23 protein-coding genes and 1 pseudogene are annotated in these 26,663 nt (G+C 28.0%); 13 read left to right on the forward strand and 11 right to left on the reverse strand.

Features of this window, described 5'->3' with window-relative positions:
• Nucleotides 1-120 precede the first annotated feature (120 nt).
• The 3 genes and pseudogenes from L3J60_RS13435 to L3J60_RS01550 form a co-directional block, all read left to right on the forward strand.
• Nucleotides 121-201: pseudogene (locus L3J60_RS13435) on the forward strand (two-component regulator propeller domain-containing protein); the annotation flags it as partial.
• Nucleotides 202-444: 243 nt separating this feature from the next.
• On the forward strand, nucleotides 445-2,703 hold the full coding sequence (locus L3J60_RS01545) for a sensor histidine kinase (RefSeq protein WP_291973670.1): 2,259 nt from the start codon (nucleotides 445-447) through the stop codon (nucleotides 2,701-2,703).
• Between the two features lies 1 nt (nucleotide 2,704).
• Nucleotides 2,705-3,466: a LytTR family DNA-binding domain-containing protein gene (locus L3J60_RS01550; RefSeq protein WP_291973672.1), complete on the forward strand. Its 762-nt coding sequence runs from the start codon at nucleotides 2,705-2,707 to the stop codon at nucleotides 3,464-3,466.
• Here the strand turns inward: L3J60_RS01550 and L3J60_RS01555 are convergent.
• The gene (locus L3J60_RS01555) at nucleotides 3,455-5,878 is read right to left on the reverse strand and encodes a YfhO family protein (RefSeq protein ID WP_291973674.1); all 2,424 of its coding nucleotides are present in this window, start codon (nucleotides 5,876-5,878) and stop codon (nucleotides 3,455-3,457) included. The genes L3J60_RS01550 and L3J60_RS01555 overlap by 12 nt on opposite strands.
• A gap of 2 nt (nucleotides 5,879-5,880) precedes the next feature.
• Nucleotides 5,881-6,156, reverse strand: coding sequence for a DUF4834 domain-containing protein (locus L3J60_RS01560; protein WP_291973676.1), 276 nt, complete (start codon nucleotides 6,154-6,156; stop codon nucleotides 5,881-5,883).
• Between the two features lie 73 nt (nucleotides 6,157-6,229).
• Between L3J60_RS01560 and L3J60_RS01565 the strand changes: the two genes are divergently transcribed.
• From L3J60_RS01565 to L3J60_RS01590, 6 genes are all read left to right on the forward strand, one after another.
• Nucleotides 6,230-7,204, forward strand: a complete 975-nt coding sequence (locus L3J60_RS01565) for a transporter (protein WP_291973678.1) — start codon at nucleotides 6,230-6,232, stop codon at nucleotides 7,202-7,204.
• Between the two features lie 12 nt (nucleotides 7,205-7,216).
• The gene (locus L3J60_RS01570) at nucleotides 7,217-8,335 is read left to right on the forward strand and encodes a GNAT family N-acetyltransferase (RefSeq protein ID WP_291973679.1); all 1,119 of its coding nucleotides are present in this window, start codon (nucleotides 7,217-7,219) and stop codon (nucleotides 8,333-8,335) included.
• Entirely contained in the window at nucleotides 8,336-9,043 is a 708-nt protein-coding gene (locus tag L3J60_RS01575; RefSeq protein WP_291973681.1) for a 16S rRNA (uracil(1498)-N(3))-methyltransferase, read from the forward strand.
• A 4-nt stretch (nucleotides 9,044-9,047) separates the two neighbouring features.
• The gene (locus L3J60_RS01580; protein ID WP_291973682.1) at nucleotides 9,048-9,740 is read left to right on the forward strand and encodes a DUF4159 domain-containing protein; all 693 of its coding nucleotides are present in this window, start codon (nucleotides 9,048-9,050) and stop codon (nucleotides 9,738-9,740) included.
• Between the two features lies 1 nt (nucleotide 9,741).
• Nucleotides 9,742-10,647: a bile acid:sodium symporter family protein gene (locus L3J60_RS01585; protein ID WP_291973683.1), complete on the forward strand. Its 906-nt coding sequence runs from the start codon at nucleotides 9,742-9,744 to the stop codon at nucleotides 10,645-10,647.
• A 133-nt stretch (nucleotides 10,648-10,780) separates the two neighbouring features.
• Complete coding sequence (locus L3J60_RS01590) at nucleotides 10,781-11,863, forward strand: lysophospholipid acyltransferase family protein (protein WP_291973686.1); 1,083 nt, start codon at nucleotides 10,781-10,783, stop codon at nucleotides 11,861-11,863.
• Here the strand turns inward: L3J60_RS01590 and L3J60_RS01595 are convergent.
• The 9 genes from L3J60_RS01595 to L3J60_RS01635 form a co-directional block, all read right to left on the reverse strand.
• The gene (locus L3J60_RS01595; protein WP_291973687.1) at nucleotides 11,856-14,780 is read right to left on the reverse strand and encodes a glycoside hydrolase family 3 N-terminal domain-containing protein; all 2,925 of its coding nucleotides are present in this window, start codon (nucleotides 14,778-14,780) and stop codon (nucleotides 11,856-11,858) included. The two genes, L3J60_RS01590 and L3J60_RS01595, sit on opposite strands and share 8 nt — an antisense overlap.
• 29 nt (nucleotides 14,781-14,809) lie before the next feature.
• Nucleotides 14,810-15,295: an ABC transporter ATPase gene (locus L3J60_RS01600; RefSeq protein WP_291973689.1), complete on the reverse strand. Its 486-nt coding sequence runs from the start codon at nucleotides 15,293-15,295 to the stop codon at nucleotides 14,810-14,812.
• A gap of 2 nt (nucleotides 15,296-15,297) precedes the next feature.
• A complete protein-coding gene (locus tag L3J60_RS01605; protein ID WP_291973690.1) occupies nucleotides 15,298-16,116 on the reverse strand; it encodes a 3'-5' exonuclease in 819 nt (272 codons plus the stop codon).
• A 71-nt stretch (nucleotides 16,117-16,187) separates the two neighbouring features.
• Nucleotides 16,188-17,036, reverse strand: a complete 849-nt coding sequence (locus tag L3J60_RS01610; RefSeq protein WP_291973691.1) for a PPK2 family polyphosphate kinase — start codon at nucleotides 17,034-17,036, stop codon at nucleotides 16,188-16,190.
• Between the two features lie 3 nt (nucleotides 17,037-17,039).
• Nucleotides 17,040-18,203, reverse strand: coding sequence for a sigma-54 dependent transcriptional regulator (locus tag L3J60_RS01615; RefSeq protein WP_291973692.1), 1,164 nt, complete (start codon nucleotides 18,201-18,203; stop codon nucleotides 17,040-17,042).
• A gap of 1 nt (nucleotide 18,204) precedes the next feature.
• Nucleotides 18,205-19,035 carry a mechanosensitive ion channel domain-containing protein gene (locus L3J60_RS01620; protein WP_291973694.1) on the reverse strand — a complete coding sequence of 277 codons (831 nt, stop codon included), beginning with the start codon at nucleotides 19,033-19,035 and terminating at the stop codon, nucleotides 18,205-18,207.
• Nucleotides 19,036-19,038: 3 nt separating this feature from the next.
• The gene (locus L3J60_RS01625) at nucleotides 19,039-20,349 is read right to left on the reverse strand and encodes an ABC transporter permease (RefSeq protein ID WP_291973697.1); all 1,311 of its coding nucleotides are present in this window, start codon (nucleotides 20,347-20,349) and stop codon (nucleotides 19,039-19,041) included.
• Nucleotides 20,342-21,268, reverse strand: coding sequence for an ABC transporter ATP-binding protein (locus L3J60_RS01630; RefSeq protein ID WP_291973699.1), 927 nt, complete (start codon nucleotides 21,266-21,268; stop codon nucleotides 20,342-20,344). The genes L3J60_RS01625 and L3J60_RS01630 overlap by 8 nt, the downstream gene beginning before the upstream one ends.
• A 70-nt stretch (nucleotides 21,269-21,338) precedes the next feature.
• Nucleotides 21,339-22,031: a hypothetical protein gene (locus tag L3J60_RS01635; RefSeq protein ID WP_291973701.1), complete on the reverse strand. Its 693-nt coding sequence runs from the start codon at nucleotides 22,029-22,031 to the stop codon at nucleotides 21,339-21,341.
• 126 nt (nucleotides 22,032-22,157) lie between these two features.
• Between L3J60_RS01635 and L3J60_RS01640 the strand changes: the two genes are divergently transcribed.
• The 4 genes from L3J60_RS01640 to L3J60_RS01655 are packed head-to-tail and all read left to right on the forward strand — an operon-like array spanning nucleotide 22,158 to nucleotide 26,657.
• Nucleotides 22,158-22,598, forward strand: coding sequence for a MarR family transcriptional regulator (locus tag L3J60_RS01640; RefSeq protein ID WP_291973703.1), 441 nt, complete (start codon nucleotides 22,158-22,160; stop codon nucleotides 22,596-22,598).
• Between the two features lie 44 nt (nucleotides 22,599-22,642).
• Nucleotides 22,643-25,042, forward strand: coding sequence for a 3-hydroxyacyl-CoA dehydrogenase/enoyl-CoA hydratase family protein (locus L3J60_RS01645; protein ID WP_291973705.1), 2,400 nt, complete (start codon nucleotides 22,643-22,645; stop codon nucleotides 25,040-25,042).
• Nucleotides 25,043-25,078: 36 nt separating this feature from the next.
• Nucleotides 25,079-25,459 carry a four helix bundle protein gene (locus L3J60_RS01650; RefSeq protein WP_291973706.1) on the forward strand — a complete coding sequence of 127 codons (381 nt, stop codon included), beginning with the start codon at nucleotides 25,079-25,081 and terminating at the stop codon, nucleotides 25,457-25,459.
• Nucleotides 25,460-25,472: 13 nt separating this feature from the next.
• Complete coding sequence (locus L3J60_RS01655) at nucleotides 25,473-26,657, forward strand: acetyl-CoA C-acyltransferase (RefSeq protein WP_291973707.1); 1,185 nt, start codon at nucleotides 25,473-25,475, stop codon at nucleotides 26,655-26,657.
• Nucleotides 26,658-26,663: the final 6 nt, after the last annotated feature.

Below are 26,663 nucleotides of genomic sequence, written 5' to 3' on the forward strand. Positions count from 1 at the left end.
GGTCTTGTTTTCTTGTAATAATGTTTCTATTACAACACGTTCTTTTAACGTTAATCGTACATATTTATTTACTTTCATACAACAAATCTAAGATTATGATTTGTTGCGTTAAGTTCTTGAATTCAGGCCTTTTTAAAAAAACTAGATTTTAACGGTTTTGTTCGTGATATCTATGAAGATTCTAACGGAAATCTTTGGTTTTGTAGAAGTTATAAAAGGATAAAAAAATTAGATAAAAATTTAAACATTGAAACCTTCAATTTTAATAAAGAAAATATTCCTAAGCTTACACCGTGTATTATTGAGGATAAAAACAACAATGTATTTTTATTTTCATATTATACTGCTAATAAAAAACTATTTTTAGTTACCAAACAACTTAATAAAAGTTATAAAACCAACAGTTGGCAACCATTTATTTATAAAAATTTCGATTCAAAATCAATGATTTCTCTTGAAAAAAATTTTGGTTTTTTATTAAAAAATGTAAATGATACTATTAAAAATATATATTCTAAATCTTCTAAACAAACCTTAAACTATTTAGCAAAAATTTATACTATTGACAACAGTTATTGGATAACTAATTTAAATCAAGGTGTACAAATTTATAATAAAGACAAACTAAATAAACCTTTAAAAATAATACTTCCAACTGTAAGAACCACTAGAGCTTTTGTGGATAATGAGAATAATATTTGGATTGGGAGCACTTCTAACGGATTGTATTTTTTTCCTAATTTGAATATTAATGGTATTCAGTTTAAGGATAAAGAAAAAAATAATTTATATACTATCAATTTTTTTGAAAATAAAATTATTATTGGAAATGAAAAAAGTGAACTTCTTATTTTAAATCCAGAAACACTAAGTACTGAACTCACATTGATTACCTCAAATACTTCTGAACGGATACGGCAGCTTAAACAACATAATAACAGCTTATATGTGGTTAGTGATTTAAGTTTAAAAACGTTAAATCCTCAATTTAAATTAGAGAATGTTAAGGAAATATCTAATCCAAGTTCTTCAATACCTCGATTAACTAATTTTAAGGATGTAACTTTTAACAATAAAAATTTATTCACAGCAAATGCTAACGGGGTAACTAAAATAAGTAGTAATACTCATAAGTTCATAAAGTTATGGGATAACCGAAGTACTTCTGTATATTATAAAAATGACAGCTTATGGATAGGCACCACTAATGGTATTTTTGTAAATGCTAAAAATACCATTAAAAAGTTCGATATAGGAGTTGAATTTAATAAAAGTATTATTTATGCTATAGAAAATTCCCCTTTTGGTTTGTTAATTGGTTCTAATTCTTATGGATTAGGAATTTTGAATAACGGAAAATTTACAAGTATATCCACAAAAAATGGATTGTTAAGTAACTATATCAAAAACATATTTGTAGATACTAAAAATAATATTTGGCTCTCCACTAATTTTGGATTAAATAAATTAGTTTTAAATAAAAATCTTTCCATTAAAAGCATAAAAAGCTACACCATTTCCGATGGTTTATATAGCAATGATGTCCGTGCATGTTATGTTAAAAACAATAAAGTATATGTTGCCACTTCAAACGGTTTAAACGTTATTGATTTAAGTAAAAAAACTAATACTACATTACCGCCTAAAGTCCATATCAATCAAATTTCTGTAAATAACCAAATAATTAAAAACATTAAAAAAAATACTTTCAATTATAAGAACAATAATATTCAATTTAATTTTTCTGGAATTTCATTTAAAAGTTTAGGAAATATTCATTTTAAATATCGCCTAAAAGGATTAGAAAAGGAATGGATTAAAACCACTAACCGCACTGTAAGATATTCTGCTTTACCCGCTGGAAAATATAGTTTTGAAATAAAATCCATCTCTAAAAGTAATATTGAAAGTCAAAAAACGGCAAGTTATTCATTCATAATTCATCCTGTTTTTTATACAACTTTGGGGTTTAGAATACTAATTCTATTTATATTTTTAAGTTTTATTGCTCTTATTTTTTATGCTAGATCTCAAAAACTAAAAAGAAAACATGCAATAAATGAGAAAATTACAACGCTAAAATATCAAGCATTAAATGCACAAATGAATCCACATTTTATGAATAATTTGTTGGTTAACATTAATGATTTAATAGTAAAAGGTTCTTTTGATTTAGCTCAAAAAAGCTTACATAATTTTGGACAATTAGTAAATTTAACTTTGCAAGCTACCAAATCAAATTTAATACGATTAGCTGACGAAATTGAAATGACTCGGTTATATTTAGAATTACAAAAAATTCGTTTTAATAAAAATTTGATATTTAATATTGATGTTTCTAAAATAGAAAATGATTTAGATTTTATAATGGTTCCACCAATGATTATTCAACCAATTGTTGAAAACTCATTACGGCACGGATTTAAAAACGGAGCTAAAGAAAACAGAATAAACCTCAATTTTACCATTGAAAATAACGAATTTTTAATTTGTGAAATAACAGATAATGGCATTGGAATTCAACAAAATAATACAAAAACAAGCGGTACTGGAATCTCTATAAAAAATATTAAGGAAAGGTTACAATACCTTAATGAAAATTCATCCAAAGAAAAATTTATAATTATTAGTAATATCAAAGATGAATTTAATACCTTGGTTGGTGCAAAAGTAACACTTAAAATTCCTTTAATTAATATTTAATATGTCGTCTCAAATAGTAACCGCAATTATAATAGAAGATGAAATTGCTGCATATAATCACTTACATCAATTAATAATAAATTCGTTTTCTGATAAAATTAAAATTGTTGGGAATGCAACCAGTGTTAAAGATGGAATTCATTTAATTAACCACTTAAAACCTACCTTAGTTTTTTTAGATATTCAGCTAGAAGATGGTGATGGATTTGAAATATTAGACAATGTAAAAACTTCTGAATTTGAAGTAATATTTACAACAGGATCAGCAGATTATAGAGAAAAAGCAATGGATTATTTTGCTTTTTATTTTTTAAATAAACCCATTTTAGAAACACAATTTATAACCGTAATAACTAAATTTTTAGAAAAACAAACCTCTTTTGATTTAGAAAAATATTTGGCTTTTAAAAATCAAATTGAACATAAACACCAAAACATTTCTTTACCTATAAAAAACGGATTTGAAATTGTAGCTTTAGATAAATTAATTTATTGTGAAGCTGAAGGAAGTTACACTTATTTTTATACTACTTCCAATAAAAAATATATGACTTCAAACAACTTAAAAAAAATTGAAAGTTTGTTACAACAAGCAACTTTTTTTAGAATACACCGATCTATTTTAGTGAATTTAAAACATATTGTAAAATATGAAAACTCAGGTAAAGTACATTTAACTAATGGCAAAGAATTAGTAGTTGCAGCACGTAACAAAAAAAACTTTTTACGTATTATTAAATTAATGAGTTTCTCAATTAGTTAATCTTTTCCTTCTTAAAAAATAGAATCCAATAACAATTAAAATTAATAAAGTATAAGAAACTACCATAATAATTGTTCCTGTTTTTATAACGGTTGGTTCAAATTTAAAAGTAATATTATGTTTCCCTTTTGGAATTTCCATTCCTCTTAAAACGTAATCTACACGATAATATTTAGCTAACTTTCCATCCAAATACGCATTCCAACCATTTTTATAATATATTTCTGAGAAAACAGTAAATTGTTTTTTATTTGCTTCACTTCTATAATTTAACTCATTTAATTTATGAAAAATTAATTTAATACTTGCAGTAGTATCTATTTTATACGTATTTAATAAATTTTCTTTAATAAATCGTTTATCTAAAATTGCTTCACTTTTAGTCCGTAAACTATCTAATCCTAAAATTTCATCATTAGCGTTGGTTACAAATTTTAAATGATGTACAAACCAAACATTTCCATTCGCATTTTTATTAGGTTGATAAACTTCTTGACCATTATCATTTGTAAATATAAAATACTTAGTATTTAGCATATTAAGCACTTCCATATTGTTTTTAGCAATTTGATAATCAAATAATTCCTGATAACGTCCTAATTTTGCTGCGTGATAACCACCAATAGACTTATGAAAATAAGACGTACTGCCATCATTCATTAAACTAGCAGCATAATTTGCAACTCTATAATAACTGGTATCTTTTAAAATTTCTTTATCAATTTCAGAAGCTATAAAAGGATGATTTATTTTTCTAGCAGATAAAAAATCATCATTATTCACATATTTTTTATCTACTGAAACTAAATCAAAAAGAATAAGTACTCCAAGTATAATTACAGATATATTTTTACTTAATTTTTCTTTTATAAAGAAGAATAAAACACTTGCAGCAAGTACAACTAATACTAAAGTCCTTAAGCTATCGCTAAAAAATATAGCTTTTCTATCGGCTATAATAGCATCTAATAATCCTGGAATTAATTTAGCGTAACCGCTATCATTTAATCCTTCAAAAGCAAACAAATTACTTCCAAACAAAACGAAAATTAATGCTAACCCACCCGTAATAAATAAACTTTTCTTTAAGGCTTTTAATTTGATATCCACAGCTATTTTATCAGAGAAAAAATCCTTTAAAGCTAAAATTCCTAACAACGGAATGGCTAATTCCGCAAGTACTTGAATAGAAGATACTGCCCTAAATTTGTTATACAAAGGCACATAATCAATAAAAAAGTTGGTTAAAAAATCTAAATTTTTACCCCAGCTTAACAAAATGGAAAATATAACTACGCCAACTAACCATTTTTTTAGTTTCCCTTTTACTAAAAATAATCCTAGCACAAATAAAAATATAAGAATAGCTCCAATATAAGCAGGTGCTTCCACTATTGGCTGTTTTCCCCAATACATAGGTGCATTTTCGGTAAATTGTTTTGCTTGAGATGGATTAACTTTTCCTTTTAAAAATTTATAAATATTAGAATCGAATCCTAAATTTTCACGATTTCCACCTCCCATAAAACGTGGAATAAACAAATCAAAAGTTTCCAAAATTCCGTAACTATACGTGGTAATATAATCTTTACTTAATCCGTTAGAAGCTATTTTTTTACTTCCATTTGTATTAATAGTTAATTCACTTTTACCTCGCGTACTGTATTTTGCATATTCTTTGGTAGCCAATAAGCTTGTAGCGTTAGTTCCAACGGCTAAAATAACCGCAGCAATTAAAACGATAATACTTTTAGAAAAGGACTTTAGTTGATGCTCTTTAAAAGCATCTATAGCATAAATTATTCCTAAAATAAGTACTGCAAACAGTAAATAATAAGTCATTTGAGGATGACTGGCATTTATTTCTAAAGACATTGCTAAAGCAGTCAACACAAAACCTAAATATCTCTTTTTTTGCAACACTAATAAAATACCTGCCAAAACCAATGGCATATAACCAATAGCATGAGCTTTTGCATTATGTCCAACGCCTAAAATAATGATATAATAGGTTGAAAACCCGAAAGCTAAAGCTCCTAAAATAGCTAGTTTATAGTCAATCTTTAAAACAATTAATAGTATAAAAAAGCTTAAAAAATATAGAAATAAATAATCTGCAGGACGAGGTAAAAACCGAATAATTTTATCTACTTTTTTAATATAATCATGTGGATATAAAGCACTTAAATTATAGGTTGGCATTCCACTAAATGCTGCATCAGTCCAATAAGGTTCGGTATGGTATTCCGCTCTAAAATCATTAATAGCTTTTGCCATTCCGATAAATTGTTTTATATCATTTTGATATAATTTTTTACCTTCTAAAACAGGAGAAAAATAAGCTACGGAAACTATAATAAAAATACCAATTGCAATGATAAACGGAATAATACTTTTAAAAATTTCTTTCATAATTATTCGTCAGTTACGTCTTCATAATCTACATAATCTCCTACGCTTTTGTTACTCTCTTTAACTTTTGGTGGTTTTTTTTCAATTATAGTTTCTCCAACTTTTCCTTCAGGTTTTTGTTGTTCTTGTTGCTGTTTATATTTTTTTTCTACATTACTAATTACCTTTTTAATAAATATTGGCATTATGTACCTGCCAATAAATTTAATTGCATAGTAAATTATAATAAAAATTGCTATTGTTCTTAACAAACCCATTTCAATAATTTTAATTTTCAAAAATAACAATTTGAACATAACTAAAACGTTTATTTATATAAAATCTTATATTTGAACAATATTCTATTTTAATATGAAAAAAGCCCTTTTACTGATTATACTATTTTTAAATATTCAATTAACAACTGCACAATACACGGAAATAATAAATTCAAAGCGACCAGGTTTTTCTGAAAGTCCGTATAGTATTGGCACTAATGTATATCAGTTTGAAACTGGTTTGTTTTACAGATCAAGTAACAATACCGAAATTAATGGTATTCCTAAAAGTTTTGGTGGAGATTTATTTTTTAGATATGGAAAATTTTCAGAAAAACTAGAATTCAATGCAAAAATAGCTTATCAAAAAGATCAATTTCTTGAATTTAATAATAATTCAACAGTACAAAAAACTAATATAAGTGGAATTAGTCATTTAACTATTGGAGCAAAATATTTATTTTATCAACAAAAATATACCGATAAAACTAAAGAAATAAGAAGTTGGAAACGTAAAATGGCATTTGATAAAAAACGTTTAATTCCTTCAGTTGGAGTTTATGCTGGAGTTAACACTAATTTTTTAAGTTCTGATTTTAAAGACGACGGCATTAGTTATAAAGCCGCTCTTTTACTTCAAAATGACTTTTCCGATAGATTGGTGGTGCTTACTAATATAATAGCAGACAAAATTACTTCCGATTTTAATTATTACTCCTATATTATCAGTATGACTTATGCTATTAGCAATAAATGGTCGTACTTTATTGAAAATCAAGGTTTATTTAACAAACGAAATGCTCCTAAATATAATTTTGGCTCGGGTGCAGCCTATTTATATTCTGATGATATTCAACTAGATGCTTCCATCAGAACTAATTTTTTTGATAATTATTCTTTTGTTTACGCTAGTGTTGGCGTGGCTTGGAGAATAGATAAGCATGAAGAAAAAATAAAAGAAAATTCTACATTATCAAAAAAATTAAAAACTAGAAAAAGAAATAACATAAAGCGAAAAAAAAGAAAAAGAGGAAATATATTCAATCGAATTTTTAAAAAACGACATTAATCAACTATTATAATGATTACCATAAAAGAAATGACCTCGAAAAAGGGAATGAAAGCCTTTGTGCAGTTTCCTTTTGAATTATATAAAAATAATAAGTATTGGGTTCCTCCTATTATAAAAGACGAACTAGAATCGTTTAATAAAAAGAAAAATCCCGTTTTTAAGCATGCCAATGCTCGTTTTTTTGTTGCCGTTAAAAACCATAAAATTGTTGGTAGAATTGCTACCATTATAAACTTTTTAGAAATTAATGAACAACGAATAAAAAAAATGCGTTTTGGATGGTTTGATTTTATTGATGATTATGAAGTTTCTAAATTATTAATTGAAAAAGTTAAAGAAATTGGTAATCAACATCAACTAGAATTTATGGAAGGACCTGTAGGTTTTTCAAATTTAGATAAAGTTGGCGTTTTAACAGAAGGATTTAACCATATTGGTACTATGATTACGTGGTATAATTATCCTTATTATAAAAATCATTATGAAAAATTTGGGTTCAAAGTAGAAAAAGAATACTTAGAAACTAAAATTCTTTTTAAAAATATAAATCCAAAATATTTTTCAAAAGCTAGTACCTTAATTAAAAAACGATACCAACTTAAAAAAATTAATTTTACAAAAACAAAAGACATTTTTCCTTATATAGATGAAATGTTTGATTTATTTAATTCAAGTTATGCATCTTTAGAATCATTTGTTCCAATTTCTGATATTCAAAAAGAATATTTTAAAAAAAAATACATCAGCTTCATTAATCCTGAGTACATTCAGTTTGTTTTAGATAAAGAAGATAAAATGGTTGCTTTTGCTATTACCATGCCTTCATTTTCAAAAGCATTACAAAAAGCTAAAGGCAAACTTTTCCCTTTTGGATTATTCCATTTATTGCAAGCCAAAAATAAAAGTAAAGACATTATTTTGTATTTAATTGGTGTACATCCTGATTATCAAAATAAAGGAGTTCACGCTATAATTTTTGAGGAATATTATAATACTTTTAAAGAAAAAGGAATTGAAAATTGTTACAGAACACCTGAATTAGCAACTAATACTGCAATTGCTGCCCTTTGGAAAAATTTCAAACCTGAACTTTACAAAAAACGTTGTACTTACCGAAAAGAACTATAAATGCAATTATTTTATAATCCAACCATTTCAAAAATTACTAAAAAAGTAATTTTCGACAAAACTGAAAGCAGACATATTGTTCGTGTGCTTCGTAAAAAAGAAGGTGATTTTGTTTTTATTACCAATGGATTAGGCTTGTTATTTACCGCAAAAGTAATCTTAGCAAACGATAAAAAATGTTTAGTTGAAGTTATCAAAATAGAAAACAAACCAACTGAGAGAAACTATTATTTACATATTGCCATAGCACCAACGAAATTAAACGACAGATTTGAATGGTTTTTAGAAAAAGCTACAGAAATTGGCGTTGATGAAATAACTCCTATTATTTGTGAACATTCTGAACGTAAGGTAGTTAAAATAGAGCGATTGGAAAAAATAATACATGCAGCAGCAAAGCAATCCTTAAAATTTTATTTTCCAAAAATTAATGAACCAACTACTTTTAAAAAATTTATAACAATTCCTTTTGACGGAAAAAAATTAATAGCACATTGTGAAAAAACAGAAAAAACCAGTTTAAAATCTATACTAAAAAAGCAGAATAAAACGCTTATTTTAATTGGTCCTGAAGGCGATTTTTCTCTTAATGAAATCCAGCAAAGTTTGGAACATAACTATATTCCTGTATCTTTGGGAAAAAGCAGATTACGAACTGAAACTGCAGGTATTACTGCTGTGCATAGTGTGGCTTTTATTAATGAATAACTAAATGATATTTTTAAAAAAATCATACTTTAAAAATTGTATAATTAGTAGAAATAAGTTTTTATTTCTTTTTCCCTTTATCCTTTTTCCTTTTTCCTTTATTCATGCCCAACAAGTTGCCAGTTTAAAATATAATGGTGGTGGCGATTGGTATGCGAATCCAACTTCAGTTCCAGATTTAATAACTTTTTGCAACAAAAATATCAATACTAAAATAGATAAAAAACTTATAAATGTTGAAGTTGGAAGTCCAGCTATTTTTAATTATCCTATTGTATTTATGACAGGTCATGGCAATGTTTTATTCTCAAATGAAGATGCTGAAAATCTCAGAAATTACCTTATTTCAGGTGGATTTTTAGAAATCTCAGATAATTATGGATTAGACAAATACATTAGACGAGAAATGAAAAAAGTATTTCCTAATTTAGAATTTCAAGAAATTCCGTTAAATCATCCTATATATCATCAAACTTTTATATTTGAAAATGGATTGCCAAAAATACATGAACACAATGGTAAACCTGCACAGGCTTTTGGAATTTTCTACAAAGGAAGATTAGTTTGCTTTTACGATTATGAATCAGATTTAAGTGATGGTTGGGAAAATAAAGAAGTGCATCATGATCCACAACAAATTAGAGAAAAAGCCTTAAAAATGGGTGCAAATATTGTAGAATACGCTTTCAAAAATTGATATGATTGAAAATTTAGATTCCTTAAAAATAAATTTTGATACTGAAGGGTTATGGGTTTTAAATATTACACTAGCAATTATAATGTTTGGTGTTGCCTTAGGTGTTAGCATAAATGATTTTAAAAGACTCCTAAAAAATCCGAAATTACTAATTGTTGGTATAATTTCTCAATTCATTTTATTGCCTTTAATGACTTTTATTTTTATAAAATTAGTAAACCCAATGCCAAGTATTGCATTAGGTTTAATGATGGTTGCTGCTTGCCCCGGTGGAAATATTTCTAATTTTATAACACAAATGGCTAAAGGAAATGCAGCATTATCTGTAAGTTTAACTGCTTTTGCAACGCTAATATCTTTAGTTATGACTCCTTTTAATTTGGAATTTTGGGGAAACATGTATGCTCCAACCGCTCAAATATTAAAAAGAGTTGAACTAAATCCGTGGGAATTGGCTAAATTGGTAACATTAATATTAGGAATTCCTTTAATTTTAGGGATGCTGGTTAGAAGCTACAATCCTATTTTATCAAATAAATTAGCTAAAATTCTTAAACCTATTTCACTTTCTATATTTTTAATATTTATAATTTTAGCATTTGCCAAAAACTTTGATATTTTTATTAATTATGTTCAATATGTATTAATATTGGTAATTGCTCACAACGGTTTAGCAATTTTAACCGGATTTTATTTTGCTAAGGTTATGAAACTCTCTTATAAAAATCAAAAAACGTTGGCTATAGAAACCGGAATTCAAAATTCTGGATTAGGACTTTTATTAATTTTTAGTTTTTTTAACGGTTTAGGCGGAATGGCTTTGCTAGTTGCGTTTTGGGCTATTTGGGATATAATTTCAGGATTATTAATTGCAACATATTGGTCTAAACAAAAAGTAAAAATCTAAATTGATTGTCCGTAATTAATCATAAAATGTTCGTCACCCTGAACTTGTTTCAGGGTCTCATCAATATAAATCGGTGATTAGTAAAAACTATGAGATGTTGAAACAAGTTCAACATGACGTATAAATATGAAATATGACACAAAACGAATATACATTAAATCTAATATTGAAAACTATTTGGTATCATATTATTAAATGTTATGTAAACCTTGGTTTATTTTTCACTTTAAAAAAAATTAAAGTAGTTGGTAAAGAAAATATTCCTAAAAAAGGAGCTATTATCTTTATTGGAAATCATCAAAATGCTTTAATTGATCCTTTGTTAATTCCTATAACTAACCATAGAAATACTTATTTTTTAACGCGAGCAAGTGCCTTTGTAAATAAATTTGTTGAATTTTTACTTTTTAGTGTAAATATGATTCCTGTTTATAGGATAAGAGACGGTATTAAAACCATCAAAAAAAATGTAGTAACATTTGAAAATTGTAGTAAAATTTTAAAAAAAGAGCAAACTCTAGTTATTTTTGCTGAAGGTAAACATCATTTAAAAAGAAAAGTGCTTCCCCTAAAAAAAGGTTTTGCAAGAATTATTTTAGCTACGCTTCAAAAATATCCTGAGTTACCAATACAAATAATTCCTGTTGGTATAAATTATGACAATCCTATAAAATACCCTTGCAGTGTTTCTTTGCATTATGGAAAACCTATTTTAGCGAATGAATTTATTAATACTAGTAATATTGATTTTAAATTTACAGATTTAATAAATAAAGTACATTCTTCACTAAAAAAGTTAACTACGCATATTGAAGATATAGAACAATATGATGAAATAATAAATCAACTAAATAAAAAACAGGTGGATTTTTTAAATCCTATAAAAATAAATGAACTTATTATAAATAAAGATAAATTAAATCTTAGAAAAAGCTATAACTCAAAGGAAATAAATTGGTTTGCTCCTATTCATTTTATTGCAAAAATCAATAGTATTTTACCATTATTAATATGGAAATCTATTAAAACTAAGATAAAAGATGAAATTTTTAATAACACTTACCGGTTTGCACTAATTTCAACCTTATTTCCTGTTTTCTACCTAATACAAACTTGGTTAGTAAATTATTTTTTTAGTTTAAAAATTGCAATTATATATTTAATAAGCGCTATTATTCTAGGTTTAATAACTACTAAAACAACAAAAATTACTTAATAATTGCATCCTGAATTATTTGCTGGATATTGGTTCTAATATCTTTATAAATCAATTCTTTATTTTTCATTGTTGGGTAAACTCTGTTGGACAAAAATACATATACAATTCCGCTTTTAGGATCTGCCCAAGTATAAGTTCCTGTAAATCCACTATGTCCAAAACTTGCATTTGAAACACAACCACAAGTTGCTTTTTCAATTTCCTTTATCTGAGGTTTATCAAAACCAACACCTCTTCTTACATTATCATTTGCATAATACCGATGATTGAATGTAGAAATTGTTTTAGACTTAAAATAGCGTTTACCTCCATAATATCCATTTTGCAAATACATTTGCATTATTTTAGCAATATCATTTGCGTTGGTAAATAAACCTGCATGACCTCCTATTCCACCCAACATAGCAGCACCCATATCATGCACATAACCTTGTAACAATTGATTGCGATAATACGTATCTTTTTCAGTAGGAACTATGCTGTTTTTTTTAAACTTATTTAGGGGTAAATAACTTGTTCTATTTGCTCCTAAAGATTTGTAAAAATGTTGTTGACTTAACTCATTTAAGTTTTTATGATAATAGTTTTCCAAATATTCTTTAAACAAATAGTAGGATAAATCGCTGTATTTATAACCACTTTTTTCTCTTTGGTCAACTTCTGCAATTCTTATATAAATAGAATCTTTATAATCTCTTCGTAAAAATAAATTTTCAGCAACTTTAATACTAAATTTTTTAGATTTTTTTGTCCGATAATATTTTTTTGATGGTTTACCCGTAATACTGTCAAGCGTTTTTAAATAAAAAGGAATCCAAGCTTTTAATCTACCAACATGAGAAAGCACTTCTTTTACCGTTAAAGTATCCTTATTTGTATTTTTTAAATTTGGCAACAGCTTTCCCATAGTAGTATCTAAATTTAAGACTCCTTGCTGTTGAAGTTCCATAATCAAAGGTAAGGTTGCTAATATTTTGGTAAGTGAAGCTACATCGTACACATCACTGTTTTTAACCTTAATTTTATCTTGATAAGTATGATATCCAAAACTTTTATTATAAACTACTTTACCGTATCTGGCAACTAAAACCTGTAATCCTGGAGCCATTTTTTGTTTAATTACTTCTTTTGCAACAGAATCAATTTTATTTAATTTAATACTGCTTAAACTAACATCTTCTGGAATTGAATAAGCCAATCTTTTTAATGAAGTTGACCAAATACCGTAACCTTCATCAAATTCATTTCTAATAGAAACCGGCAATTTTCCTTTTACATTAATGGCTCCAAAAATAGCTTGTGCACTTAATTCTTGTGCAATTTTACTATTTTGATAAGATATAATTAAGCCTTCAATATTTTCAAAAGTTTTAAGTTGTAATAAACTATACGGACTTGCAAAAATATCTAAAATAATAGTATTAGTTCTAGCCAATTCCTGCAACCAAACCAGTTCTTTATTAGTGAATTTATAACTTTTCCAAGGGTTTTTATTCGATTTGTGAAAACCAATAATTACTAAATTATATGATTTTAATTTGGTAATAAGTTCATCTAAATTTTCACTAGAAACAACATCTACTTTAGTATAATTTTTAAGCATTTTTACAAAAAAAGAGTTTGGTGCATCTCCTAATTTTACGTAGGCAACTTTTTTAGTTTCTAAATTTTGAATAGGTAGTATATTCTTTTTACTTTTTAATAACGTAAGAGAATTTTGAACTAATTTTCGGTTTAAAAATTTATTTTCCGTTGTATGCAAATCATTTTGCAAATTATTTAAACTTATATATTGATAGTTATTTAAACCTGCCCAATATTTTGCCATCAATATTTTTTTTACAGAAAAATTTAAACGTTCTTCAGTAACTATACTATCTAACACAGCTTTTTTAATATTAGCAATTGCTGATTTTACATCTTCAGGAAACAATAAAATATCGTTACCTGCCAAAAAAGCATCTAATTCTAATGCTCCAGGTTTTGCAAAATTAGAAGCTCCTTTCATATTTAATGCATCAGTAATTATCAACCCTTTAAATTTTAATTGATTTTGCAATAAATCAGTAACTACATTATAAGATAATGAAGTTGGCAAATTAGGGTTTGGTTCTAATGCTTTTACGCTTAAATGAGCAACCATTATACTTGTCAACTTTGTATGAACTAGTTTTTTATAAGGATATAACTCTATAGAATCTAATCTATTACGATTAAAACCTAAAACGGGTAACGAGGTATGAGAATCTGAAGAAGTATCTCCGTGCCCAGGAAAATGTTTAGCACAAGCCAACACCTTTTCACTTTGTAAACCTTTTATAAAAGCGGTTGCTTTATTGGTTACGTTTACTCTATTTTCTCCGAATGATCGATTACCAATAATTGGATTATCAGGATTAGTATTGATATCAACCACTGGAGCAAAATTTATATTTACCCCAATTCGCTTACATTGTTGAGCTAATTGTTTTCCAAATTGCTCAATTAATTGATTATTACGAATAGCTCCCAACGTCATATTCCAAGGAAACCGAAACATATTTTTTAATCTCATATCCAAACCCCATTCGGCATCTTGACCAATAAGTAAAGGTATTTTTGAAATAGATTGATATTTATTGGTGAGTTTGGCTTGTTTTAATGCGGTACCTTGCATAAAAATAAGTCCTCCAATATGCTGTTTTTCAATTAGATTTTCAATAGCGGCATAATGTTTTTCATCTTTATTAGAATATGCCTGTACCATAAATAATTGCCCTATTTTTTCATCTAAGGACATCAAATTCATAGTAGAATCTACCCATTTTTGCTGAGCTAAAGAATCCTTTGTTTGTAAAGGAAACGGTTTCTTTACCTGTGCATAGTTTAAAAAAGGAATACTAATAAAATATAAAAAAAATAATTTTTTAATCATTTAATAAGAAAAAGTTAAAGAAACTTTTATTAAGCAAAAAATCGTTTATGCCAACTATTAATTGCAGGCACTTCCCAATTTAATTCAAAATCTGCTTTTGTTGTAACCAGATTATTAAATACAACTGTATTTTTTGTTATTTTTCGTTGTTTTACAAAGTTTTTAAAATCTAGTAAACTAACTACATTTATGTTATTGTTATCTTTAAAAGAAACCTTCAATTTATTGGTTAAATCTAATTTTAAACTTTGTTCTAATTTTAAAATTAAATTAACAGAAGCATCAATGGAACAACCTGAAACTTCATTATAATCTTCATCAACTGCAATAACAATAAATTGATGATATTTAATTTGATATGATGCTTTTAAATCTTTGCCATGTACTTGCCAAGAAGTTATAAAATTTTCAATTTTAGCTACAATTTCTTCTTCTTCACTAGTAGAAAATACTCTATTTGCTTGGTACACCCAAACTCTTGAAGTATCTTCTAAACTATCAAAATCAACTAACATATTTATAATTTTTTATTGAATTTCTTTTGTAAATCTTCTAAAGTGTTTTCTTTTTTATTATGCAACACACGTTCTTTAATTCCTTTTAATATTTTTTTGGTGTATAATGGGAAATCGGCATTTTGAATCCAAGAAAAATAACCTTTATCTTTTAATAAAACATCTTCAACTTTTTGATTTTTATATTTTCCGAAAGTAAAAATTTCTTCATTTTCATCATTAAATAAAACAAAACCGGCAAAATCTGCACGTTTATGATATCTTGAATATTCACTTAAAAAATCAACATTATTTTCTAAATCGTCATATTTTTCAAGTTGAGCTTTCAAAATTTCATAAGTTGCTGTGGTATCTACCATAGCTGAATGTGCATTTTCCAAATCTTCACCACAATAGAATTTATAACCTGCACTTAAAGTCCGCTCTTCTTTTTTATGAAAAATAACCTGTACATCAATGGCAACTCTGTCATTCATATCAAAATTCACCTTGGCACGAATCATTTCCTCAGCTAAAAGAGGAATATCAAATCTATTTGAGTTAAATCCTGACAAATCACAACCATCAATAATTTTACTTATTTCCGGTGCTAATTCTTTAAAAGTTGGTTCATTTACAACTTGTTCATTGGTTATTCCATGAATAGCTGTGGTTTCTTTTGGTATCTCTATTTCAGGATTTACCAACCAAGTTTTACTTTCTTTATTTCCGTTAGGATATACTTTTAGCAAGGCTATTTCTACAATTCTATCTGTTGCTATGTTAATTCCTGTTGTTTCCAAATCGAAAAATACGATTGGTTTTGTTAATTTTAATTCCATTAGGTTAATTTATTTATTGCCGTTAAACTACATTGAAATGCCATTTTATACAGCTCTCTTTAGTCAATTTATTATTCGTTTTTAAGTTGTTTCTCATAATTACCAAGTTCTTTTTCGTATTTTTCAGGTAATTCAGGTTCTTGAAAGTTATATTTTTTTAAAGTATCTAAAATAGTTTGTGCAACAATTAATCTGGCTGTTGGTTTATCGTCTGCTGGAATAATGAACCACGGTGCTTTTTCTGTAGAAGTTCTATTTAGTAAATCTTGATAACAATAGTGGTATTTATCCCACATTTTACGCTCTTTTAAATCGGCAGGTGAAAATTTCCAATTTTTTTGTTTTAATTCTAAACGACGTAATAATCTGTTTTTTTGTTCTTCTTTAGAAAGGTTTAAAAAGAATTTTAAAATAATGGTTCCATTAGCTACTAAATTACCTTCAAAATTATTAATAGCCTCCATTCGTTGATGGTAAAAATCATCATTAATTTGATCAACATTGGTTATTTTAGGAATATTTTCACCTAAAATATATTCAGGATGCACACGTGTAACCAATACATTTTCATAATGCGTTCTATTAAAAACACCTATTTTACCTCGTTCTGGCAATACAATATAATGTCTCCATAAAAAATCATGTTTTAGTTCTCGCTCCGATGGAACTTTAAAACTGTGTACCTCAACTCCTGAAGCATTTACATCTTTAAATACTTCTCTAATTAAACTATCTTTACCTGAAGTATCCATGCCTTGCAAACAAATTAATGTAGCATAATTAGCTTCAGCGTACATTTTACTTTGCAATTTACTTAATTCTTTTCTTAATTTTTTAAGCTTTTTTTTCGCTTTAACAATAACTTCTTTTGTTTCTGTCTTTTTTAAGTCAATACTGTTTGTAACTTGATATTTTTTCATGATTTATTTACTTGCAAATAGTTGTACATCTTTTTCGGTTATTTCTTTTTCGCCTAATATTATCAATCGTTCTACAATGTTTCTAAGTTCTCTAATATTTCCTGTCCAATCATAATTTTGCAATAATTTTATGGCTTTTTCTGAAAATAATTTTACCACAGTACCTTGTTCATTGGCAATTTGATTTGTGAAAAATGAAATTAGCAAAGGTATATCTTCTCTCCGCTCATTTAAACTAGGAACCCTAATTAAAATTACGGCTAATCTATGATATAAATCTTCTCTAAATTTCCCTTTTGCTATTTCTTCTTTTAAATTTTTATTAGTAGCAGCAATTATACGAACATTTACTTTAATATCTCTATCGCTACCCACTCTTGAAATTTTATTTTCTTGTAAAGCTCTTAAAACTTTTGCCTGAGCAGAAAGACTCATATCTCCAATTTCATCTAAAAAAATAGTACCTCCATTAGCAGCTTCAAATTTACCTGCCCTATCTTTATTAGCACCTGTAAATGAACCTTTTACATGCCCAAACAATTCACTTTCAATAAGTTCCGAAGGAATTGCCGCACAATTTACTTCAATCATAGGGGCTTTTGTTCGTTCGCTTTTTTCGTGTAACCAATGGGCTACTAATTCTTTTCCTGTTCCATTTTCACCTGTAATTAAAACTCTTGCATCAGTGGGTGCTACTTTTTCAATGATAGTTTTAATCTGCAAAATAGGTTCACTATCACCAATCATTTCATATTTTTTACTTACCTTTTTTTTAAGGATTGTGTTTTCAACAACTAATTCTTTCCTGTCCAAGGCATTACGAACTGTATTTAAAAGTCTGTTTAAATCTGGTGGTTTTGAAATATAATCAAAAGCACCTAAACGCATTGTATTTACTGCTGTATCTAAATCACCATGCCCTGAAAGCATTACAATAGGAATTTCTGGTTTTAGCTTTTTTACCTTCTCAAGCACCTCTACACCATCCATTTTAGGCATTTTAATATCACACAAAATTAAATCATAATCAAATTTTGTAATCATATTGATTCCTATTAAACCGTCTTCTGCTTCTTCCACTTCATAATTATCATTTTCTTCAGAAATAATTTTTTTTAGTACTCTGCGAATTGTCGCTTCATCTTCAATTAATAAAATTTTTGACATGCTATTTTTTGTTTTCTATAATATGAATATCTCTTTGTGGAAAAGGAATTTGTATCTTATTTTCTCTAAATTTTTTATCAATGGCAAAACGTAATTCGCTTTTAATAATAGGTAAAATAAAACTTTGTTTGGTAGAAAATCTCAAAATAAATTCTAAGGAACTATCTCCAAAATTATTAAATAATACAGTTGGTTTTTTAATTTTAGCTACTTTTGGATTTTCAAGAGCTGCTTCAATTAATAATTCTTTTACCTTTTCTACATCCGATCCATAAGCAACACCAACACTAACCGATTCAACAATTGATCTTCCATTTTGAGTCCAATTATACAACTCATTAGTTAAAAATATATGGTTTGGTATAATTACTACTTTATCATCTAAAGTGTAAGCTCTTGTTGTTCGTAGGTTTATTTCAAAAACTTTACCAATTTTATTATCAACTTCAATAATATCATTTAATTGAATGGTTTTATCTAGCAACATAAAAATACCTGAAATAATATCTTGAAACAAGGTTTGCAACCCTAAACCTAAACCAACTAACAACGCTGCAGAACCAGCTAATAACACACTTATTTTAATACCTAATGAGTCTAAAGCTATGATAGTTACCAAGATGTAAATAAAGTATTTTAGAAATGAAAATAACGAATTAAACTTATCTTTATCCTCAGTATCTAGTTTCTTATTCGTAAATTTTTTAATTAGTTTTATGAGTTTACTTGTTATAAAAAACACAACAGTTAACACTAAAATTTCTTTAATAGAAATTTGAATTTTATCACTAAAACTAAAGGTATAATCTAGTATTTTATGTAACGTTTCCAATTGCTAATATTTTAACCATTTATACAATTCTTTATAGCTTGGTTTTTTGCCATACATTAAAATACCTACTCTATATATTTTTGCTGCAAACCAGACAATACCTATAAAGGTAACAATTAATAACAACATAGAAACTGCTATTTGCCACCATGGCACACCAAATGGAATTCTCATTAACATCACTATTGGCGAGGTTAGTGGGAATATAGAAAACCCAACTGCAATTGGACCATGTGGATTTTCAATAATAGAAAAACCTACATAAATAGCAATTACTAATGGCATTAAAACTGGCATCATAAATTGTTGCGTATCTGTTTCACTATCAACTGCTGCTCCAATGGCTGCATAGATAGAACTGTAGATTAAATAACCTCCAAAGAAATAAACTAGAAAAGAGAAAAATATAGTTAAAATTGGTAAGTTTTTTATTTCTTGAAGCACCAATTGAATATTATTATTTGAAGCTTCTTGTACTTGATGCACAACATCAGGAGTCATTGGCATTCCGTTGGTTGAATTTACAGCTTCTGGGCCTAAATAAATTGTTATAGCAAACAAAATTGCTCCACCAATAATCATCCAAATAATAAATTGTAATAAACCTGCAAATGCATTTCCCAATATTTTACCTAACATTAATTGAAATGGTTTTACTGAGGATATTATTATTTCAATTATTCTACTTGTTTTTTCTTCAATTACACTTCTCATTACAGAGGTTCCATAAATAATGATAAACATAAAAATTAAGTAACCAAAACCTCCACCGGCAAGCATTCGTAAAATACTTCCAATTTTAGAAGATTTTTCGCCTGTAAAATTTTCGGTAGCAATACTAATACTGGTTTCTGTTTCCTTTAATATTGAGACATCGATATTTAATTTTTCTATTTTTAAATCTCTTATCTTTTTATCTAACCCACTTTCAATAGAGCTTATTAAACTCAGACCTGGCGTTTCCTGTGAATAAAATTTTATACCTTTAGAGAGTTGATTTAAACTATCTATTTTAGGAATATATATTAAGCCATAGTAATCTTTTTCTGCAATAATTTTGGCTTCTTTAAAACCTAATTTAGTTAAATCTACATATTTTAGTGTTTTTGTACTTGTAAAAGCAGAAGCTAATTGACTGGTTTCATCTACATAGGCTACTTTTCTAACATCTTCACTATTTTTTTCACCCAAATAAAATATTAACGCTCCTAAAGCAACTACTAAAAATGGACTTAAAATAGTTAAAATAATAAAGGATTTATTTTTAACCTTAGCGTAAAATTCTCTTTTTATAATTAATAAAGTTTTATTCATGATTAGCAACGGATTTTAAAAAGATGTCATTCGCAGATGGAATAATTTCAGAAAAATGATTGATTTGAGCTTTACTGTTTAAATACTTAATTAAATCTTTAGTAGTGTCACCATTATTTAAAGTAACTATCATTCGTTGTTCATTATTTTCAGAATCTTTACTTAGGCTGGTTACTTCAAATTTTTCTTGCATTTCATTAATCAGATTCTCATTTTCACTAATTAAACCCACTTCAAATTTATTCTCTTTAAATTGATGTTTTATATCACTTAATTTTCCGTCCAATATTTTATTTGATTTGTTAATTAACGCAATATAATCACACATTTCTTCTACAGATTCCATGCGGTGCGTTGAAAAAATAATACTTGCTCCCTGATCTCTTAATTTTAGAATTTCATCTTTAATTAAATTTGCATTTATAGGGTCAAACCCACTAAATGGTTCATCAAAAATCAATAATTTTGGTTCGTGCATTACCGTTACAATAAATTGTACTTTCTGTGCCATTCCTTTAGATAATTCTTGAATTTTTTTATTCCACCAATCATTTATTCCAAATTTTTCAAACCACATTTGCAATTTTTGTTTAGCTTCTTGCTTACTCATTCCTTTAAGTTGTGCTAAATAAATTGCTTGTTCACCTACTTTCATGCTTTTATACAATCCTCTTTCTTCTGGTAAATAGCCAATATCTTGAATGTGATTTGGTTGCAATGGTTTCCCATCTATATAAATGGTTCCGCTATCAGGTAATGTAATTTGATTTATAATTCTAATTAGTGAAGTTTTTCCTGCTCCATTAGGACCTAATAAACCGAAAATACTTCCTTTAGGTATTGCAATTGATACCTTATTTAAAGCTGTAAAGTTACCATAGGTTTTAGTTATATTTTCAACCGTTAAAACATCTTTCATTGTAAAGTTTTTGATTTCCGGTACGAAAATATAGTTATTTTATTGAAATTTGGTTAATCTTTTAATAAAGTTATTCTAATTTTTTAAGATATTTTTCTTTAATAGTTTTTAGCATCTCTAAAGATATTTTTGGTCTATACACACGTAATATTTCAGTAATGCCACCATTATGGTAAAAAATACCTAAAGCGATATCAAAATTTTTATCTGCTATATTATTTTTTATTTCATAAGTCATCGTTCTAAAATCATCCCAATCTATGTGTTTTGGAATTTCAATAAAATAGGCATTTTCTTCTGTTCCTGAATGATAGAAGCCTTCATCTATTTTTTCAATATTCATAAATCTATTAATCCTTATTAAGGCTTCAACATCCTCAAATTTTTCACTTTTTGCAAAAACAAAACCCGCATCTTTATAATATTGCTGAATTTGTGGTATATCACTAAATCTATTTATTCCTCGTACTCTTATTCCATTAATTTTTCTTTTATTAATAGATACCTCACATTTGGCAGCTAGCAAATCTAAATTATAGGCCGTATTAATTTCACTTGTGGTTCTCAAAATATTTTCAAACGAATTTGGCGTTTTAGTTACAAATATTATAGACGAAGGTTTATGAATATGTGTAAATCTATTATAATATGATTTATAGGGATCAGGGATGTTAATTACAAAAGTATTTGGCAACTTGTTTTGATCAATAGATGAAATATTTTCTTGTTTAATAATCTTACCAATAACCTCTTTTGTTTTCATAATATTTAAAATTTTATATAATGTTTTAAACTTATCGCTTTTTTTTATAAAAAACAAGTAAAATAATTTAACAAAAGATTTTATTATTTTATTATGCATGCATAGTATTTTTTTATATATTTGAGAATGCAAAAAAATAATACCATTGACCATGTTTTAAGAGCCACTTGGCAAGCTGTTGCAAAAATGTATAATGAACAGGCTGCAAAACATAACAGTACCATGTCTATGGCTTTTGTATTATTAAATATTGATAGTAAACATGGAACACCCTCAACTGCTTTGGGACCACAAATGGGCATGGAACCAACTAGTTTGTCTAGAATTTTAAAAAAAATGGAAGATAACGGACAAATTTTTAGAGAAAAAAACCCAAATGACGGTAGAGGAGTTCTTATTAAACTTACTGAATTTGGAACAGAAAAACGTGAAATATCAAAACAACATGTACTTCAGTTTAATAAAACTGTAAAACAACATATTTCTAAAGAACAGTTCGCTAATTTTTGTGAAGTAACCGAAATAATCAATTATTTAATAAACACAAAACAAATTTTCAACAAATAATTAAAGTTTTCTAACATAAACTCGACTATATAAAAATTAATACAATGAAAAGACCAATAAAAAAAGTAGCAGTTATAGGTTCCGGTATTATGGGATCAGGAATTGCATGTCATTTTGCCAACATTGGTGTAGAAGTTTTGCTGCTCGACATTGTTCCTCGTGAATTAAATGCTGTAGAAAAAGCAAAAGGGCTTACGCTTGAAAATCCAATGGTACGGAACAGAATTGTTAATGATAGCCTAAAAGCTTCATTAAAATCAAAACCTTCTCCTATTTATAATAAAAAGTTTGCTAGTAGAATTACTACTGGAAATTTAGATGATGATTTACCAAAAATTAAAGATGTAGATTGGATTATTGAAGTTGTTGTTGAACGCTTAGATATTAAACAACAAGTTTTTGAGAAAATTGAAAAATATCGTACACCTGGAACGCTAGTTTCTTCTAATACTTCAGGTATTCCTATCAAATTCATGAATAAAGGCAGAAGTGAAGATTTCCAACAACATTTTGCGGTAACTCACTTTTTTAACCCACCACGTTATTTAAAATTATTTGAAGTAGTTCCCGGTCCAAATTGTAAACAAGAAGTTACTGACTTTTTAATGATGTATGGCGAAAAATTTTTAGGAAAAACTTCAGTTTTAGCCAAAGACACTCCTGCTTTTATTGGAAATAGAGTTGGTATTTTTGGAATTATGAGCTTATTTCACCAAGTAAAAGAGCTAGGTTTAACTGTTGAAGAAGTTGATAAACTTACCGGTCCTGTTATTGGCCGCCCAAAATCTGCCACTTTTAGAACGGTAGATGTGGTTGGTTTAGATACTTTAGTTCATGTAGCAAACGGATTGTATGACAACTGTCCTAATGATGAAGCTCATGAACTATTTAAACTGCCAGATTTTATCAATAAAATGATGGAAAACAAATGGCTGGGAAGTAAAACTAAACAAGGTTTTTACAAAAGAGTTGTTGAAAATGGCAAAAAATCTATTTTAGCTTTAGATCTAAATACTCTGGAATACAGACCAAGTAAAAAAGCAAAATTCGCAACACTTGAAATGACCAAAACTATTGATAATGTTATTGATAGATTTAAAGTTTTAGTAAAAGGAAAAGACAAAGCTGGTGAGTTTTACAGAAAGAATTTTGCTGCAATGTTTGGCTACGTTCAAAATAGAATTCCTGAAATTTCTGATGAATTATACCGAATTGATGATGCCATGAAAGCTGGCTTTGGTTGGGGACACGGACCTTTCCAAATTTGGGATGCTATTGGTGTTGAAGAAGGAATTAAATTGATGCAAGATGAAAATATTCCTATTGCTAAATGGGTTACTGAAATGCTTGAAAGTGGCAACAAATCTTTCTATACTATAAAAGATGGAGCTAAATATTACTATGCTATTCCATCAAAAAAACAAGAAAAAATACCCGGACAAGATAGTTTTATTATCCTTGATAATATTAGAGAAGCTAAAACAATTTGGAGTAATTCAGAAGCTGCAATTCAACATTTAGGTGACGGTATTTTAAACGTAGAATTCCGTTCAAAAATGAATACTATTGGTAGCGGCGTAATTCAAGCTATTAATAAAGGAATTGATTTAGCTGAACAAGAATACGAAGCTGTTATTATTGGTAATCAAGCACCTAATTTTTCTGTAGGTGCTAATTTGGCTATGGTATTTATGACTGCTGTTGAACAAGAATATGATGAGCTTGGTTTTGCCATTAAATCTTTCCAAGATACCGTAATGCGTTTGCGTTATTCAAGTGTGCCAACCATTGTTGCCCCTCACGGAATGACACTTGGAGGTGGTTGCGAAATGACTTTGCATGCAGATAAAGTTGTAGCAGCTGCTGAATCATACATTGGTTTGGTTGAATTTGGTGTAGGCCTATTACCCGGCGGAGCAGGAACAAAAGAAATGACTTTAAGAGCTGCTCAAACATTTAAAGATGGTGATGTTCAATTAAACAGGTTAAGAGAACACTTTTTAGCTATTGCAATGGCAAAGGTGAGTACTTCTGCTTATGAAGCATTTGATTTAGATATTCTAAAACCCGGAAAAGATTTAGTAGTTGTTAACAGAGATAGGCAAATTGCAACTGCAAAACGTTACGCGTTGCAAATGGTTAAAGATGGCTATACGCAACCTGCACCACAAAAAGTGAAAGTGTTAGGTAAACAATCACTAGGTATGTTTTTGGTTGGAACTGATGCCATGGAAAAAGGATTTTATATTTCAGAACACGATAAATTAATTGGTAATAAAATTGCCTACGTAATGTCTGGTGGAGATTTATCTGAACCAACTTATGTTTCTGAACAATATCTACTCGATTTAGAACGTGAAGCTTTTCTTTCATTATTAACTGAGAAAAAAACACTACAACGAATTGAGCATACGCTAAAAACAGGTAAACCATTACGTAATTAGTATTGAGAATAAAGTATTTAGTAATTAGAAGTAGTTATGCATAAAATTGAAGAATTAAAAATTTGGAAAAAATCGATAAAATTAACCATGTTAGTTTATCAGCTTGTTTCTGCTCTTCCTTCTGATGAAAAATATGGGTTAATTTCTCAAATTAAAAGGAGTTCTGTTTCAATACCTTCAAATATTGCTGAAGGTGCAGGAAGGAATTCAAATAAAGAATTTAAACATTTTTTGAGTATCGCAAATGGATCTGCATATGAACTTCATACCCAATTAATTTTAACTATAGAACTTGGTCTAATTACAAAAGAGATAGTTCAACCAGTTATAGATTTAATTGTTGAAGTTCAAAAAATGAACTATTCATTTCAAAAAAGTCTTGAAACTAAAATCTCAATACTCAATACTCAATCCTAAAATCTAATATAAAATGAAAACAGCATATATAGTAAAAGGATATAGAACCGCAGTAGGTAAAGCACCTAGAGGTGTTTTCAGATTTAAAAGATCTGATGATTTAGCTACAGAAACCATTCAATATTTATTAAAACAAGTGCCTCAACTTGACATTTCAAGAATTGATGATGTTATGGTGGGTTGTGCAATGCCTGAAGGTGCTCAAGGTTTAAATATGGGACGTTTAATTTCCTTAATGGGATTAAATTCTGTAGATATTCCTGGAGTTACCGTAAATCGTTTTTGCTCTTCTGGAATTGAAACCATTGCTATGGCTTCAGCTAAAATATCAGCAGGTATGGCAGATTGTATTATTGCAGGTGGAGCAGAAAGTATGAGTTCAGTGCCAATGGGAGGCTACAAACCAGAATTAAATTATGAAATTGTAAAAGCGGGTCATGAAGATTATTACTGGGGAATGGGAACAACAGCTGAAGCAGTGGCTAATAAATACAATGTTTCCCGTGAAGATCAAGATGTTTTTTCATTCAATTCACATCAAAAAGCATTAAAAGCAATAAAGGAAGGAACTTTTAAAGATGATATTGTTCCTATAACAGTTAATCAAACTTATGTAGATTCAAACGGTAAGCGTAAAGAAAAAAGTTATGTTGTTGATACCGATGAAGGTCCTCGTAAAGGAACTTCTATTGAAGCTTTGGCTAAACTTAGACCAGTTTTTGCACAAGGTGGAAGTGTTACTGCGGGTAATTCATCTCAAATGAGTGACGGAGCTTCTTTTGTACTAGTTATGAGTGAAGCCATGGTTAAAGAATTAAATTTAGAACCAATTGCTCGTTTATTAGCCTATACAGCAGTTGGTGTTGAACCAAGTATTATGGGAATTGGACCTATGCACGCTGTTCCAAAAGTTCTAAAACAAGCAGGTTTAACTTTAAAAGATATTGATTTAATTGAGCTTAATGAAGCATTTGCTTCTCAATCTTTAGCGGTAATTAGAGGATTAAAACTTAACCCTGATATTGTTAATGTAAATGGTGGAGCTATCGCTTTAGGACACCCACTTGGATGTACAGGAGCTAAATTATCAGTACAACTTTTCAATGAAATGAGAAGAAGAAAAAATAAATACGGTATTGTAACTATGTGCGTTGGTACTGGTCAAGGTGCTGCAGGTATTTATGAATTTTTAAAATAAAACATC

It is taken from the genome of Lutibacter sp. (assembly GCF_021647475.1).
Lineage (GTDB): Bacteria > Bacteroidota > Bacteroidia > Flavobacteriales > Flavobacteriaceae > Lutibacter.